This is a genomic window from Azospirillum sp. B4 (genome assembly GCF_000333275.1).
In the GTDB taxonomy this organism is placed as follows: Bacteria; Pseudomonadota; Alphaproteobacteria; order Azospirillales; family Azospirillaceae; genus Nitrospirillum.
This window is the reverse complement of the sequence record NZ_BACU01000025.1, coordinates 1-13,832: the sequence shown is the minus strand read 5'-3', so window position 1 is coordinate 13,832 and position 13,832 is coordinate 1. Positions and strand designations below refer to the sequence as shown.

Annotated in this window: 14 protein-coding genes and 2 pseudogenes; 4 read left to right on the top strand and 12 right to left on the bottom strand. The window is 68.5% G+C overall.

Translation table 11 applies throughout. The annotated features are described in order from the left end of the window. The 9 genes and pseudogenes from I55_RS33955 to I55_RS00980 all read right to left on the bottom strand — a co-directional run. Positions 1 to 767: pseudogene (locus I55_RS33955) on the bottom strand (IS630 family transposase); the annotation flags it as partial. Between the two features lie 115 nt (positions 768 to 882). Next, positions 883 to 1,781, bottom strand: a pseudogene (locus tag I55_RS01010) (cation diffusion facilitator family transporter). Continuing rightward, a complete protein-coding gene (locus I55_RS38095; protein WP_252180969.1) occupies positions 1,715 to 1,894 on the bottom strand; it encodes a hypothetical protein in 180 nt (59 codons plus the stop codon). Before I55_RS38095 ends, I55_RS01010 begins: the two are co-directional and overlap by 67 nt. 190 nt (positions 1,895 to 2,084) lie before the next feature. Continuing rightward, entirely contained in the window at positions 2,085 to 3,065 is a 981-nt protein-coding gene (locus tag I55_RS01005; protein WP_044558562.1) for a response regulator transcription factor, read from the bottom strand. Positions 3,066 to 3,347: 282 nt separating this feature from the next. Continuing rightward, the gene (gene deoA / locus I55_RS01000) at positions 3,348 to 4,670 is read right to left on the bottom strand and encodes a thymidine phosphorylase (RefSeq protein ID WP_044558561.1); all 1,323 of its coding nucleotides are present in this window, start codon (positions 4,668 to 4,670) and stop codon (positions 3,348 to 3,350) included. Positions 4,671 to 4,739: 69 nt separating this feature from the next. Continuing rightward, complete coding sequence (deoC, locus tag I55_RS00995) at positions 4,740 to 5,549, bottom strand: deoxyribose-phosphate aldolase (RefSeq protein WP_044558560.1); 810 nt, start codon at positions 5,547 to 5,549, stop codon at positions 4,740 to 4,742. Between the two features lie 46 nt (positions 5,550 to 5,595). Next, positions 5,596 to 6,048, bottom strand: a complete 453-nt coding sequence (cdd, locus tag I55_RS00990) for a cytidine deaminase (RefSeq protein WP_044558564.1) — start codon at positions 6,046 to 6,048, stop codon at positions 5,596 to 5,598. Between the two features lie 208 nt (positions 6,049 to 6,256). Further along, a complete protein-coding gene (locus tag I55_RS00985; protein ID WP_044558559.1) occupies positions 6,257 to 7,090 on the bottom strand; it encodes a hypothetical protein in 834 nt (277 codons plus the stop codon). Positions 7,091 to 7,095: 5 nt separating this feature from the next. Continuing rightward, positions 7,096 to 7,485: a response regulator gene (locus I55_RS00980; protein ID WP_044558558.1), complete on the bottom strand. Its 390-nt coding sequence runs from the start codon at positions 7,483 to 7,485 to the stop codon at positions 7,096 to 7,098. A gap of 439 nt (positions 7,486 to 7,924) precedes the next feature. Here I55_RS00980 and I55_RS00975 point away from each other — a divergent pair, with 439 nt between their 5' ends. The 4 genes from I55_RS00975 to I55_RS00960 all read left to right on the top strand — a co-directional run bounded on the left by I55_RS00975 (position 7,925) and on the right by I55_RS00960 (position 11,261). After that, positions 7,925 to 8,404, top strand: a complete 480-nt coding sequence (locus I55_RS00975; RefSeq protein ID WP_044558557.1) for a hypothetical protein — start codon at positions 7,925 to 7,927, stop codon at positions 8,402 to 8,404. Positions 8,405 to 8,727: 323 nt separating this feature from the next. Beyond that, positions 8,728 to 9,189 (top strand): spore coat protein U domain-containing protein, encoded by a 462-nt coding sequence (locus tag I55_RS00970; protein ID WP_044558555.1) that lies wholly within the window; start codon positions 8,728 to 8,730, stop codon positions 9,187 to 9,189. Between the two features lie 214 nt (positions 9,190 to 9,403). Beyond that, entirely contained in the window at positions 9,404 to 10,291 is an 888-nt protein-coding gene (locus tag I55_RS00965; protein ID WP_252180968.1) for a motility protein A, read from the top strand. After that, a complete protein-coding gene (locus I55_RS00960; RefSeq protein WP_044558554.1) occupies positions 10,281 to 11,261 on the top strand; it encodes an OmpA family protein in 981 nt (326 codons plus the stop codon). The genes I55_RS00965 and I55_RS00960 overlap by 11 nt, the downstream gene beginning before the upstream one ends. On the opposite strand, the gene I55_RS00955 is transcribed toward I55_RS00960, so the two are convergent. Genes I55_RS00955 through I55_RS00945 form a run of 3 tightly spaced genes read right to left on the bottom strand, consistent with a single transcriptional unit; the run spans position 11,236 to position 13,658 of the window. Next, the gene (locus I55_RS00955) at positions 11,236 to 11,841 is read right to left on the bottom strand and encodes an rRNA large subunit pseudouridine synthase E (protein ID WP_044558553.1); all 606 of its coding nucleotides are present in this window, start codon (positions 11,839 to 11,841) and stop codon (positions 11,236 to 11,238) included. The genes I55_RS00960 and I55_RS00955 overlap by 26 nt on opposite strands. Positions 11,842 to 11,849: 8 nt before the next feature. Beyond that, entirely contained in the window at positions 11,850 to 12,725 is an 876-nt protein-coding gene (locus I55_RS00950; RefSeq protein WP_044558552.1) for an RNA methyltransferase, read from the bottom strand. Positions 12,726 to 12,779: 54 nt separating this feature from the next. Next, positions 12,780 to 13,658, bottom strand: a complete 879-nt coding sequence (locus I55_RS00945) for a ChbG/HpnK family deacetylase (RefSeq protein WP_044558551.1) — start codon at positions 13,656 to 13,658, stop codon at positions 12,780 to 12,782. Between the last annotated feature and the right edge of the window lie 174 nt (positions 13,659 to 13,832).

The following is a 13,832-nucleotide window of genomic DNA, read 5'->3' as shown; positions in this document are numbered from 1 at the left end:
TTTGGAGGAGATCACCCTGGCCCCGGCCGCCCGTATGGCGTCCCGGACGGCCTTGCCTTTATGTGAGCCGAGATTGTCCATGATGACGATGTCGTTGGGCTTCAATGTCGGGACAAGGACCTGCTCGGTATAGATCCTGAAGCGCTCGCCGTTGATCGGCCCCTTGATCAGCCACGGCGCATCCACGCGATCTTGGCGCAGGGCGGCGATGAAGGTCATGGTATTCCAATGGCCGAAGGGGGCCGGACCAGGTAACCGTTGCCCACGCGGGGCCCAGCCTCGCAACGGCGCCATGTTAGTCTTGGTCCACGTCTCGTCGATGAACACCAATCGAGACGGGTCGATCCCCGGTCGCAGTCTCAGCCATCGCTCCCGGTGGCGGGCGATGTCCGGCCGGCTTCTTTCCGTGGCGACCAAAGTCTTTTTTTATAACTCAGTTTCTCAGCATGCACGAACTCCCAGACCGAGCGGTAGTCCACCTTCAAATTCCGGTCCGCCAGCTCACGGACAAGACCACGTAAGGTGAACGGGCCGCTGGCACAGCGCGTCAGCAGCCAGTCCCGGTGCTCCCCGGAGATCGCCTTCGGCTTATGCCCTCCCATCTGACCAGGAGCCACGCTGCCGGTTACCGCCTCGCGCTCCAGCCATTTGATCGCCGTGCTCACCGCAACGCCAAACCGCTTCGCGGCCTGATGGCGTGACAGGCCATCAAGCTTAACCGCGTCAACAACGCGCTGACGAAGATCCATCGAGTACGGACGACCCATCGTTCCCGGCCCCATATAAATCAAACCGGTAACCTTGAATCACATTCCAAGCTCGTTGGGAATCCAATCCTGAATCAGCCTTATTTCATCCCGCTCTAAGGCGCTACACTCCCCCTTACACCACGTGATCCGGCGCCAGGGCGCACGGCTCACCCTGGCCGGTTTCCATCTGCACGGTGGCATGGCTGATGCGGAAGCCGGCCTTCAGCTCCTGGCCGATGCGGGCCAGCAGCCGGTCGCCGTCGGTGGGATCGGGGCGCACCAGGTGGGCGGTCAGGGCCGTGTCGGTGGTGCTGAGCGCCCAGACGTGCAGGTCGTGCACCTCCGTCACGCCGGGCAGGCCGGCCAGGTAGGCGCGCACGGCGCCCAGGTCGATGCCGGCGGGCACGGCGTTCAGCGCCAGGTTCAGCGATTCGCGCAGCAGCGACCAGGTGCCCAGCACGATGACGATGCTGATCACCAGGCTGATCACCGGGTCGACCCAATCCCAGCCCGTCCACAGGATGACGGCGGCGGCCACCACCACGCCCAGGGTGACCAGGGCGTCGGAGGCCAGGTGCAGAAAGGCGCTGCGCAGGTTCAGGTCATGTTTGGATCCACGCATGAACAGCAAGGCGGTGCCACCGTTGACCAGGATGCCGCCCGCCGCCACCCACATCATCAGGATCGGGGCGGCGGGCTGCGGTTCGGTGAAGCGGCGCACCGCCTCCCAGGCGATACCACCGGTGACCAGCAGCAGGGCCACGGCATTGGCCAGGGCCGCCAGGATGGAGCTGCCGCCCAGGCCGTAGGTGTAACGGCTGGACGGCCGCCGCCCGCGCAGGATCACCGCCACCCAGCTGGCCGCCAGGCCCAGCACATCGGACAGGTTATGGCCGGCGTCGGCCAGCAGGGCCAGGGAGTTGCTGACCACGCCGTAGGACGCCTCGGCCGCCACATAGCCAGGTTCAGGACGATACCGATGGCGAAGGCGGTGCCGGCGTCAGCCGGGGCGGCGTGATGGTGGCCGCCCAGCCCATGGCTATGGCCGTGCCCATGGCTATGGCCGTGCCCATGGTCATGATCGTGCCCGTCATGGTCGTGGTGATCGTGCCCGTGGTGATCATGCCCGTGATGATCGTGGTCATGCCCGCCGCCGTCCTTGGGGACGTGATCATGCGTGTGATGTGATGAGTCGTGGTCGTGCGGCATGGCGGGGGCGGGGGGCGGTGGATGTCGGGCCCAACCATACCGTGGGCCTGGCGGGCCTGCCATGGGCTTGAGCCTGGGCGGGCTTATGCCGCAGGGGTTGGGGCTCCTGGGTTCGCCCAACGGAGCTTAAGATGGTTGTGCCGCCGCCTCGGCGGGGGCGGCCTTGGCCATGGCCAACTGTTCCAGCCGGCTGCGATAGCCGTTGACGGCCGCCATCACTTCCTGCACCCGCTTCTCCGCGTCGTCCACCCGGCTGGTCAGTCCCATCAGCGCGTGGGCGTCCTGGCGCAGGCGCTCCAACTCGTCCGGGGACAGGAAGCCGCGCGTCTTCAGCGTGTGGGCCACGACCTCCATGCGGCGGATGTGGTGGGTGGCCTCCACCCGCAGGTCGCCCGGTGGCAGGCGCCGCTCCAGATCCTCCAGCACGCCGACGACCCGCAGGGCGTGGTCCACGGCCCGCTTTTCCGGCGGATTCAGCGACAGGCCGGGCAGGGCGAATTCCACCAGGAAGGCCACCTGGAACCCGTGACGCACCACCTTCTCCGCATCGATGACCTGGGCGGCCTGGGCCGTCAGTTCATGGATATTCACCCGCTCGTACTCGCCGGTGCATTTCAGCCGCAGGGGATTGGGCACGTCGATCAGCTGCACCACCTGCCCTTCGCGCGGACTGCGGCGGCGGTCCGGGCCGATATAGTCGCTGGTGACGACGAATTTCTTGCGGTTCTCCACCAGGTTCACCAGCCGGTCCTGCACCTGCTTGGGCGAATAGGGCTTCACCAGGATGTCGTCGGCGCCGGAACTGGCGAAACGGATCATCAGCTGCTGGGTGGGGTTCCAGGTCATGACGATGGCCCCGACGAAGGGGTTCAGCGTCGTCAACCCGTGGCGGATGGCGTGGACCCAACGGAAGGCGGCTCCGTCAGCCTGGTCGGCGTCCAGAATGACCAGATCGATGGTGGACGGGCTGCTGGCGGCTTCCGCCAGGGTGCCGTGGTCCAGCACCTTGTCCATCCCCATACGGGCCAGCATGGCGCGCAGGATGCGCCGGGTGTTCAGGTCGGCGTCGACCAGCAGGGTCTGTATCTTGCTGAGATCGGGGACCATGGGGCGGAGGCGTTTCAGGCTTCGGGGGCGGGCGCGTGAACCGCGGACGCGGCATCTCGCAGGCAGAACGGACCAGCGGCGGGGCATGATCATTCCGATTGCCCAACGACGCCGCCGAATCATGGCCGTTAACCGTCAAGAATGCAATAAATGCCAGGAGAAAGGGGCCGAATCCGAAAGGATGCCCCCATTAGTGGCGGTCAAGCCGCCGGCATGCCCTGGTAAAGCCGCTGTATAGGGGGAATGGAGGGGCGGTGGCGCCCCTCCGGGATCACGCCCCGATCAGCCAAGAATGCGCTCCGTGACCGCCGGGCCCCGGCGGGCCGGACCGGCACTCACGGTGAAGGCCCGGCGCAGCGCGGCCACGGCGGCATCCGCATCGGCTTCGGTGGCCGCATGCACCCGGGCCAGCGGCTGGCAGCCGGGGCCGACGGAGGCACCCAGGCCGACGATGCCGGTGAAGCCCACGCGGTGGTCCACGCCGTCCTGCGGCCGGGTGCGGCCGCCACCCAGGGCCACCACGGCGATGCCCACGGCGCGGGTGTCGATGGCGGTGACGATGCCGGCGTCCTCGGCCGGGATGTCGCGCACCACCGGGGCCGCCACCAGATATTTGTCCGACCGTTCCAGGAAGTCGGCCGGGCCGCCCAGGGCCGCCACCATGCGGCTGAAGCGGTCGGCGGCGCTGCCGTCGGCCAGGGCGCGATCCACCCTGGCCCGCGCCTCGTCGAGATCGGCGGCCAGCTTGCCCAGCAGCACCAGTTCCGCCGTCAGGTCGCGCGTCACCTGCCACAGCCGGGCCTCCGGCGCCTCCCCCCTCAGGATGGCGACGCACTCCGCCACTTCCACGGCGTTGCCGGCGGTGGTGCCCAGCACCTCGTTCATGTCGGTCAGCAGCGAGACGGTGGGCAGGCCGGCGCCGCGCGCCACGCTGGCGATGCTGCGCGCCAGGGCCTGGGCCTGGTCGTATTGCGCCATGAAGGCACCGCTGCCGAACTTCACGTCCATGACCAGGCCGTCCAGGCCGGCGGCCAGCTTCTTGGACAGGATGGAGGCGGTGATCAGGTCGATGCTCTCCACCGTCGCCGTCACATCGCGGATGGAATAGAGGCGGCGGTCGGCCGGCGCCAGGTCGGAGGTGGCGCCGATGACGGCGCAGCCCACGTCGCGGACCACATGGCGCAGTTTCTCCAGGTCCGGTTGCACGACATAGCCGGGGATGCTTTCCATCTTGTCGAAGGTGCCGCCGGTGTGGCCCAGGCCGCGGCCGGACAGCATGGGGACGAAGCCGCCGCAGGCCGCCACCAGGGGTGCCAGCAGCAGGCTGACCTTGTCGCCCACGCCGCCGGTGGAATGCTTGTCCAGGATGGGACCGGGCAGGGCTTGCGAGCGCCATTCCATCACCGTGCCGGATCGTGTCATGGCGCGGGTCAGGGCCACGCGCTCCTCCATCTCCAGCCCCTGGAAATAGACGGCCATGGCGAAGGCGGCCGCCTGGCCCTCGGTGACGCGGCCGTCGGTCAGGCCGCGCACGAAGTCGGTGATGTCCTCGGCGCTGAGGCGGCCGCCGTCGCGCTTCTGGCGAATGATTTCCTGGGGAAGCATGGGGATGGTCCGTTCATGGGATGCGGTCCGGCCGCCCATGGTGGCGGCCGGACGGGTCGATGGGTGGGGTCAGTACCCGCCGGGTGCGGCGGTCGACCCGGTGTCCTGTCCCAGGGCCGCCAGCAGGGCGTCCAGCAGGCCGGAGGCGCCGAAGCGGAAGGTGGCGGGGGTGGCCCAGTCGGGCCGGCATATCTTGTCGGCCAGCGCCAGGTAGTCGCGGGCGCCGTCCAGGTCGCGGATTCCGCCCGAGGCCTTGAAGCCCACGGGCCGCCTGGGATTGCCGTCATCGTCCGGTAGCAGGCTGTCGCGGCAGGCCTCCAGCATGATGCGGGCCGCCCCCAAGGTGGCGCCGATCTGAACCTTGCCGGTGGACGTCTTCAGGAAATCGGCGCCGTTGCGCACGGCGATCTCCACCGCCTTCTCGATGAAGATGGGCTTGGCCAGGCTGCCCGTTTCCAGGATGACCTTCATCACCGCGTCGCCCGCCGCCTCCCGCGTCGCGGCCAACACCTCATCCGGCTGGGTGCTGTGGGGATAGTGCATGATGCTGTGATAGGGGATGACCACGTCGATCTCATCGGCACCGTCGGCCAGCGCCTCCGCCGTCTGTTCCGCCACCCGTTCCGGCGACAGGCTGCCGCCGGGGAAGTTCACCACCGTGGCGATGCGCACGCCGGTGCCAACCAGGCGCTCGCGCGCCTGGGGGATGAAGCGGGGCCACAGGCAGACGGCGGCGACCCTGCCCGCCGGGGTCACGGCTCGGGCGCACAACGCGTCGGTCGTGGCCTCATCCTCGTCCTCGTTCAGGCTGGTGAGGTCCAGAAGCGGCAGGGCGCGGCGGGCGAGTTCTCGCCCTTCTTGCGACTGGGGATCGGTCATGGCGGTGTGACGCTCGGCTCGGCCCGGTTGGAAACGGGGGCTTGGGTTAGAAACTTAGATTGTCGGGCCCGAAGGAGAAGGGCAGCAACTGGTCCATGGTGAAGGTGGCCCGCACCCCCTCCGGCCCGGCCACATGGATCAGGGTGTCGGGGGCGGAAAATTCGCGCAGGCGCTGGCGGCACCCGCCGCAGGGTGTGCACAGTCCGGAGGCGTCGGCGGCGGGGTCGGCCGGGGCGCCAATGACCACGATCTCCGCGATGCGCCTGGCCCCCGCCGCCACCATGGCGCCGATGGCGCTGGCTTCGGCGCATTGGCCCTGGGGATAGGCCGCGTTCTCCACATTGCCGCCGGCGAAGACGGCGCCGTCCGGGGTGCGGATGGCGGCCCCCACCAGGAAGCGGGAATAGGGTGCGTGGGCGTGGTCCCGGGCGGCCGCGGCGGTGGTGAACAGGGCGGGCACGGCCGGGGTGGGCACCGGGGCGGGCGGGGTGGCTGTCATGGCCTTCGGCGTCTCCTGGTCCGGGTGATGGCTGCGCCGGCATGCGATGCCCACAACCTGACCAAATGGTCAAGTTGCAGGGTGTGCGCGCGGGGCTGAAATCGCAAGGCCCGAAAAACACGAAAGCGGCCTTTGCGGACCGCTTTCGTCACTTTCCTGTCCTGGTCGGTACCCGGCTCAGCCGAGCGCCGCTTCAGTCGAACCCATTTCAGTCAAATAGGGCGTCGATGTCCGACTGGCTGCTGGGGCCGGCCGGCTTGGCCGGCTTGGGCGCCTCGTCCGCCGCGTTGAACAGGGCGTCGATGTTATCCTGGCTGACGTCGGTCAGCGCGGGCCCGTGCAGCAGATGGGCGTCGGGGCGGGTGTCGCCAGGCTTGGTCGACATCATGGGGTCGCCGTTGCCCTCCACCCCCCAGATGCCGATCATCGCCGCCACGCGGTGCTCGATGTAGCGCAGGGTGTTCACCACCTTGGTGGTGCGCTGGCCGGTGATGTCCTGGAAGCTGCAGGCCAGCAGGATGGACATGACGTGGTTCTCGATATCGGTGGCGATGTCGATCACGTCGATGTGGCCGGTGCGGGCCAGACGCTCCGTGGTGGCCTGGATGGCCTCCGCGGCGGACAGGATGTCACTGGTCGCCCGCTCCGTCGCGGTGACGATGGCGTCCAGTTCCGAGGTGGCGGCCAGGATGCGGCTGTTGGCCGAATCCTTGGGCACCATCTGGGCGATTTCCTGTTTGGTCTGCTCGATATGCGAGGACAGCTGCCGCAGTTCCTGCCGCATCATGTGCATGTGCGGATGCTGGCCGGCGATGGCGATGCTGCCATCGCCCAGCTGATGGCTCATGGACTGAAGCTTGCCGATCTCGGCCTTCAGGGCCCCCAGCAACTGGCCGCCGGCGGCGGCGCCAAGGTCCCGCATCTGGGCGTCGCGCCGTTCCAGGAAGGCCCGGGTCCGCGGATCGCGCAGCAGGTCGGCTTCAATGGCCGTGTAATCGGCGGCCGACAAGGCCGCCGTTTCAACCACACCCTTCTGGCCCATGCGGGTTACTCCAGCGTGCCGAGGACGCTCTCGATCTTCTTTTTCAGCGTTTCGGCGTTGAATGGCTTCACGATGTAGTTGTTGACGCCGGCTTCCTTGGCGGCAACGACGTTCTCGGTCTTCGATTCGGCGGTCACCATGATGAAGGGCGTGCCCTTCAGGCGGACGTCCGCGCGCACTTCCTTCAGCAGTTGCAGACCGGTCATCGGCTCCATGTTCCAGTCGGAAATGACCAGCCCGACGCTGGAGCCGCGCAGCTTGCCCAGGGCCTCGGCGCCATCGGCGGCCTCTTCGATCTGGGTGAAGCCAATCTGGGTCAGAAGGTTGCGCACGATGCGGCGCATGGTGGCGTAATCGTCGACGACGAGGACGGGGGTGGCAGAGGCCTTGGCCATAGGAACGTGTCTCCGAAGGGTACTGGCGTTAAAGGGTGGGCGTTAAGGGTTCAGCGTAAAGTGCCGCGTGACCCTAACATGAGTCTGGGTTTTCGCCCATCACCCACCCGTATGGGGAGCGTCGAAAGAAGAGGCGTCGCTATCCGTGGTTAAGGTAGCCAAGTGGCTGTAGGGTGTCTGTGCAAAATGCAAGGCGTTATTAAACAGACCTATCCCAAGGGTGCGATGCAGCCTGCAGTATGCGGGCTAACTCAACAGGGTTACGTAAAAAGGATTGCAACCTGTCCGATTGGGGTGGCTCGACAATATCCTGAATTCGTTGAGATTTGGTGACAAGCCAATAAGGCGGCCGGTGAATTGGCACGGCGGGTGCTTATAACGGGACATGAACCAACCCGGGGCCGCAGAAGCCGCCCACCGAACCGATAGGACCCTTGCCATGATCCGCCGCATCGCCGCCGTTGCCGCCACCGCCGCCTTGGTTTCCAGCAGCCTGTTCGCCGCCGCCCCCGCCTTCGCCGCCGCCGGCGCCTCGGGCAGCATCCAGTTGAACAGCACCGTGGCCCAGACCTGCACCGTGGCCGTCACCGACGCCAACGCCACCCTGAACATCCTGTCCGGCTCCAGCAACGTCGCGGTCGGCAGCGTGGTGGAGAACTGCAACGACGGCGCCGGCTACACCATCACCGTCGCGTCGGCCAACAACGGCACGCTGAAGTCCTCGGCCACCGGCGCCAGCGCCATCAGCTACACCACGTCCTACGACGGCACCAACGGTTCGGGCCAGAGCTTCACCGTCACCCGCTCCGGCGCCCAGTTCAACAAGACCGCCAACGTCAGCGTCACCGTTCCGGCCAGCGCCCAGGCCATCGCCGGCAGCTACGCCGACACCCTGACCATCACCATCGCCGGCAAGTAAGCCCGCGATACACACCGCCATCGGTTCGGAAAAGGGCGCTCCAGGCCGGGGCGCCCTTTTTCGCATCCGCCGCGACCCTGGCGGAATGCCAATCCTAATGCATTGATTCCGCTGACCTTCCTAACCTTTCGCATGGTGCGCAACGCAACAGGCTTCGCGATCGCCTCTGACACGGCATGCGGCCTTCTGACAACTATCCAATTGATATCAACATGTTAATCAATTTCGTCCGGCGCACGCCCGATCTTGGCACCCCGATTGCTATTAACTTTTCATCAAAGCAATCGGGCAACAAGCCCAGCCGAACCGATAGGAACCCCGTCATGATCCGCTTCGCCGCCATCGCCGCCGTCGCCGCCGCCACCCTGGCCGCCGCCCCCGCCTTCGCCGCCGCTGGCGCCTCGGGCTCCATCCAGTTGAACAGCACCGTCGCCCAGACCTGCACCGTTTCCGTGACCGACGCCGGCGCCCAGCTCAACATCCTCTCCGGCTCCAGCGCCGTCACCGTCGGCAGCGTGGTCGAGAACTGCAACGACGGCGCCGGCTACCAGATCAGCGTCTCCTCCGCCAACGGCGGCAACCTCAAGTCCTCCGCCACCGGCGCCCAGCCCATCAGCTACACCCCCATCTACGACGGCCAGTCCGCCGGCAGCAGCGTCAACGTCGTCCGCTCCGCCGCCGCCTTCAACAAGACGGCGACCGTCGCCGTCACCGTTCCCGCCAACGCCCAGGCCATCGCCGGTGCCTACACCGACACCCTGACCATCACCATCCAGGGCCGCTGACACACCCCATCATCCTTCCGGGCAACCTTCCGGGCCAACACTCCGGTCTGGGGCCCATGCCAACGGCCCCGTCCGCGCAATCGCGGGCGGGGCCGTCGCCGTTCCTGGCCTAAACCCTTGATCTTCTGTGCGGGGTGTATTCGCCGGGATCTCTCGGCTAATCTGTCGATCACGCCGCCGGGGGAGGCGGCATCCGTACCGTTAGGGGCAAGGCGTGACTTTGAATGAACGGGGCACGCGCCCGGTGCGCACTGCGCCGGCCGCCACCAGAGGAACCAGCACCGGCGGGCGCAGGCCCGGCGGTCCTGCAAAGGGGGGCGTCACCTCCCGCTTCATCGGCACCACGCTGGCGGGCGTGCTGGCCACGGTCGCCCTGCTGTGGTTCGTCATCTCCGCCGGCGGCAGCTGGCACTTCTACTATAATCCCGAAGGCCTGGTGATCGTGCTGGGCGGTGTGGTCTGCGTGGCGCTGCTGGCGTTCCGCGGCGATGAGATCCGGGCCGCCCTGGGCGCCCTGGTCGGCATCGTGCGCGACCGCGACAGCATCCGCGCCGACGTGGCCGAACTGATGGAGGTGGCGCGCCATCTTCATGAGAAGCGCATCCAGGCGGCGGATGAGCGGGCGCAACGGGTGTCCCATCCCTTCCTACGCTTGGGCTTGCAGATGGTGGTGGACGCCCAACCGCTGGAGGACCTGCTGCAGGTCATGAACTGGCGCATCCAGAAGCAGATGGAACTGGAAGCCGGGCAGTCGCGCTTCTTCCGCACGCTGGCGACATTCTCCCCCGCCTTCGGCCTGCTGGGCACGCTGGCCGGCATGGTCGGCATGCTGAAGCACCTGGGGGAGGGCGACATCGGCCTGATCGGTGGCAGCATGGCGGTGGCCATGCTGGCCACCCTCTACGGCCTGGTGCTGGCCAACCTGGTGTTCAAGCCCATCGCCATCAAGCTGGAACAGCGCACCGGCCGGCGGGTCGCCTTGATGAACGTGCTGCTGGAGGGGGTGGTGCTGACCCACCTTGGCCGCTCCCCCACCATCATCCAGGATAGCCTGGACCATTACCTGCGCGACGCGCGGGAGGAGGACTGGGGTGGCGCCTAGCGACCAGTCCGGCGACCCGCCGCCACCGCCCAAGCCCCGACACACCGCCCGCGTCTACGCCAGCGGCGCCCCCGTGCCGCCGCCGGCGACACCGAACGCGGTCCCCCCGTCGCAATTGGCGCCGAAGCCGGCCGGCCGGCGGCCGGGCACCTCCGCCCGGGGCGGCCGCGTCGGCCAGGATCGGACCGTTCCCGGCCGCATGCCCGGTGAGCCGGCGGAGGAATCCGAGGAATGGGTCATCAGCTACATGGACATGGTCACCCTGCTGATGATCGTGTTCCTGGGCATGGTGGCCATCCTGGGTATCAATGGCCGGCTGAAGCTGAAGTCCGATAACAACCAGCCGGGCGCCGGCCGGGTCGCCGTGACCGCCGATCCGGTGGGCGCGCCTGCCCGCGACATGGCCAAGCGGCCCACGGCGGCCTCCGTCTCCAGCCCAACCTTGCCGCCGCTGCCCCCCTATCCACCGCAGCGCCCGCCGCAGGACGCCTTGCCCGAAGCCGGGCCGGCCGAAGAACCGACGCCGGAGGCCAAGCGGCTGGCCCAGGACCTGGAGGCCCAGGACCTGCCGCCAGACGTGCAGGTGAAGGCGCGGGGCAGGGGCCTGTCCATCGAGATCAAGGACAGGGTGCTGTTCGCCTCCGGCCGCGCTGATCTGGGTGACGAAGGCCAGAAGCTGCTGTCCCGCCTGGTCCCCGTGCTGCAGTCGCTCAAGGGCATGGTGACGGTTGAGGGGCACACCGACAGCAACGCGATCAACACCGCGCGCTTTCCCAGCAACTGGGAACTGTCGGCCGCCCGCGCCGCCGCCGTGGTGCGCATGCTGATCGGCGACGGCGTGCCGGCCAACCGCCTGCGGGCGGTGGGCTACGCCGACACCCGGCCCCATGATCCCAACGCCGACCCCAACGCGCCGGACCATGACCGCGCCGCCGACCGGCGCGTCACCTTGATCGTCGAGACGCCGTAGCCGCTTTCCCAGGCGCCGGCCGGGGCGCCGGTCGGGGCGGCAAGGGCGCCTCCCGCCACATCCCGGGCGCCAGGCCATCCAGCGTCCAGTCGCCCACGGCCCAGCGCACCAGGCGCAGGGTCGGGAAACCCACCGCCGCCGTCATGCGGCGGACTTGGCGGTTGCGTCCCTCCATCAGCGTCAGTTCCACCCAACGGGTGGGGATGGCGGCGCGATGGCGGATGGGCGGATCGCGGGGCCACAATCCGGCCGGCTCATCCATCAGGCGCGCCCCCGCCGGCAGGGTCGGGCCATCCTTCAGGGTGATGCCCCGGCGCAGGGCCGCCAGCGCCGCCTCGTCCGGCACGCCCTCCACCTGCGCCCAATAGGTCTTCGGCAGCTTGTGCCTGGGATCGGCGATACGGTGGATGAAAGGGCCGTCGTCGCTGAGGATCAGCAAGCCTTCGCTATCCCGATCCAGCCGCCCGGCCGGGTAGACGCCAGGGACGTCCACATAATCCTTCACCGTCGCGCGACCGGCGTCGTCGCTGAACTGCGACAGCACGTCATAGGGTTTGTTGAACAGGATCAGCCGGGGCATGGGACGGCTCAGCCCTGCCGGGCCCCAGTGGTCGCTCCAGTGGTCGCCCCAGTGGTAGCAAGCGCGTGGACCAGGATGGCCGCGGTGGCGGAGACGTTCAGCGATTGCACCTGACCCACGCCGCGCAGCGTGACCAGCTGATTGCAGGCCTGCAGCGTGGTGGCGGGCAGGCCCACCTCTTCATTGCCCAGGATCAGGGCGGCGGGCTTGGCGCCGGCTTCGGCCGCCAGCACGGCGGCGGGGTCCGGATGGTCGCCCAGGGCGGTGCCGACGATGCGATAATGGGTGCGAAGGTGGCGTAGCGCCTGAACAAAGCGCGATACCTGGTACAGCGTCACATATTCAAAGCCGCCTTCCGCCACGCGATAGGCGGCCTCTGACGGCAGGGCCTGCTCCGCATGGTCCGACAGCACAAGTCGGTTGATGCCGAAGAAGGCGCAGGTGCGGACGATGGCGCCCAGGTTGTGCGGGTTGCCGACACCGTCCAGGATCATCAGCGGCTCCCCCGCCGCCGCCCACTTGGCGGCCTCATCCCCGTCGAAGGGCAGGACCGGCCGGGGCGGGGCCACGGCCACCACGCCGCCGTGCAGCGGCGTGCCCGCCACTTTCTCCATCTCGTCGGCCGGCAGCAGGCGATAGACCTTGCGCGCCTGGGCCAGGCCCGCGCAGTAGGCGCCCACCTTCTCCTTCATGCGGTCGTCGAAGAACAGCCGCTCCACCCGGCCGGGATCCCGCGCGAACAGGGCGGCCACCGCCGGCAGGCCCAGGACACGGAAGGTCTTGCGCTTCTCGGCCGCTGGGCCGGTGGGGGCGGGCTTGGCCGCAGGCGGGTGGGCTTGGGCGGGCTTATGGGACGGCCCTTTGGCGCTGCGGGGGTCCGGCATCCCTGGTCCTCGATTGCGAATGGCGTGATGGGGCGGCATGAAGCGCGCTGCCCCTCACGGGGTCAACCCGTTTTGTAGGCGGCCCAGCCGCACGCCTGACCGGTCCAGAAGCTGGGCGAAGGCGTCGCCCGACAGATAGGCCTGTTCCACCTGCCGGCTGGCCACCACCGGGTCCAGCCCCGCCAGCACGTCGTCGGACAACGCGGGGTGCACCATGATCAGGGCGCGGTCGCGGGCCGGATCCAGGAACTTGGCCATCAGCGCGGGGAAGTCGCGGGCGGGGCCGAAATCATAGACGCCGCGGAAGCCCTGGTTGGTGGGGATGCCGCGCCGCGCCGCGGCGCCGGCCAAGCCCCGCGCCAGGGTCGCAATGATCACGGCCTTCACGCTGTCCACCCCGCGCGCCAGGATGGCGGCCACGGGTTCGGAACAGTCGCGGACGTAGACGCCGCCCCGGGGATAGCGGCGGGCCACCGCGTCCAGCACCAGGCCGCGCACCCCGGGCAACAGGTGGACATGCTGGTGCCCGTCGACGTGGGACGGCGGCCGGCCGGTATGCACCTCGAACAGATCCAGTTGACGCTCGATCTCCGCCGCCAGGTCGGCCTGGATCGCCGGGCCCATCAGCCGGCCGGTGAGGGAGCGGACCATCAGGTCGCCCACGCCGCCGAAGCGGCCATTGGGGGCCAGGGCGGGGCAGGGGCCGGCCGGTTCCTGGTCGGTCAGGGTCAGGTGCAGGCCGACGTCCGCCCTGTCGATCACCTCGGCCAGCCAGGGGGCGTGCTCCGGCCAGAAGGGCGTCGCCGTCATGCAACTGGTGCCCGACAGGCGCCCCTGGCGGATCAGGGCCAGGATGCCCTGGGAAACGCCCGGGGATAGTCCATAGTCGTCGGCGTTCAGGATGATGGTGCGTATCGGGGGTGGGACGGTCATGGTTCGCGGCCCTCGGCCAGCAGCCTGGGGATCTCCGGGTTGGTGTCCGCGCCGCTGGGCAGCGGGGCGGTGGGGTCGGTGATCCAGGCCAGGATGTCCCGCCACACGATTTGCGCCTGCAGGTCGCGCAGCATCATGTGCCAGGCGGTGGATAGAACGCCAGGCGCGGCCCCC

Excerpts from the sequence above, each read along its gene's own strand:
- I55_RS38095 (WP_252180969.1), bottom strand. The coding sequence starts at position 1,894 with ATGACCACGATCATCACGGGCATGATCACCACGGGCACGATCACCACG.
- I55_RS01005 (WP_044558562.1), bottom strand. The coding sequence starts at position 3,065 with ATGGTCCCCGATCTCAGCAAGATACAGACCCTGCTGGTCGACGCCGAC.
- deoA (WP_044558561.1), bottom strand. The coding sequence starts at position 4,670 with ATGCTTCCCCAGGAAATCATTCGCCAGAAGCGCGACGGCGGCCGCCTC.
- deoC (WP_044558560.1), bottom strand. The coding sequence starts at position 5,549 with ATGACCGATCCCCAGTCGCAAGAAGGGCGAGAACTCGCCCGCCGCGCC.
- cdd (WP_044558564.1), bottom strand. The coding sequence starts at position 6,048 with ATGACAGCCACCCCGCCCGCCCCGGTGCCCACCCCGGCCGTGCCCGCC.
- I55_RS00985 (WP_044558559.1), bottom strand. The coding sequence starts at position 7,090 with ATGGGCCAGAAGGGTGTGGTTGAAACGGCGGCCTTGTCGGCCGCCGAT.
- I55_RS00980 (WP_044558558.1), bottom strand. The coding sequence starts at position 7,485 with ATGGCCAAGGCCTCTGCCACCCCCGTCCTCGTCGTCGACGATTACGCC.
- I55_RS00975 (WP_044558557.1), top strand. The coding sequence starts at position 7,925 with ATGATCCGCCGCATCGCCGCCGTTGCCGCCACCGCCGCCTTGGTTTCC.
- I55_RS00970 (WP_044558555.1), top strand. The coding sequence starts at position 8,728 with ATGATCCGCTTCGCCGCCATCGCCGCCGTCGCCGCCGCCACCCTGGCC.
- I55_RS00955 (WP_044558553.1), bottom strand. The coding sequence starts at position 11,841 with ATGCCCCGGCTGATCCTGTTCAACAAACCCTATGACGTGCTGTCGCAG.
- I55_RS00950 (WP_044558552.1), bottom strand. The coding sequence starts at position 12,725 with ATGCCGGACCCCCGCAGCGCCAAAGGGCCGTCCCATAAGCCCGCCCAA.
- I55_RS00945 (WP_044558551.1), bottom strand. The coding sequence starts at position 13,658 with ATGACCGTCCCACCCCCGATACGCACCATCATCCTGAACGCCGACGAC.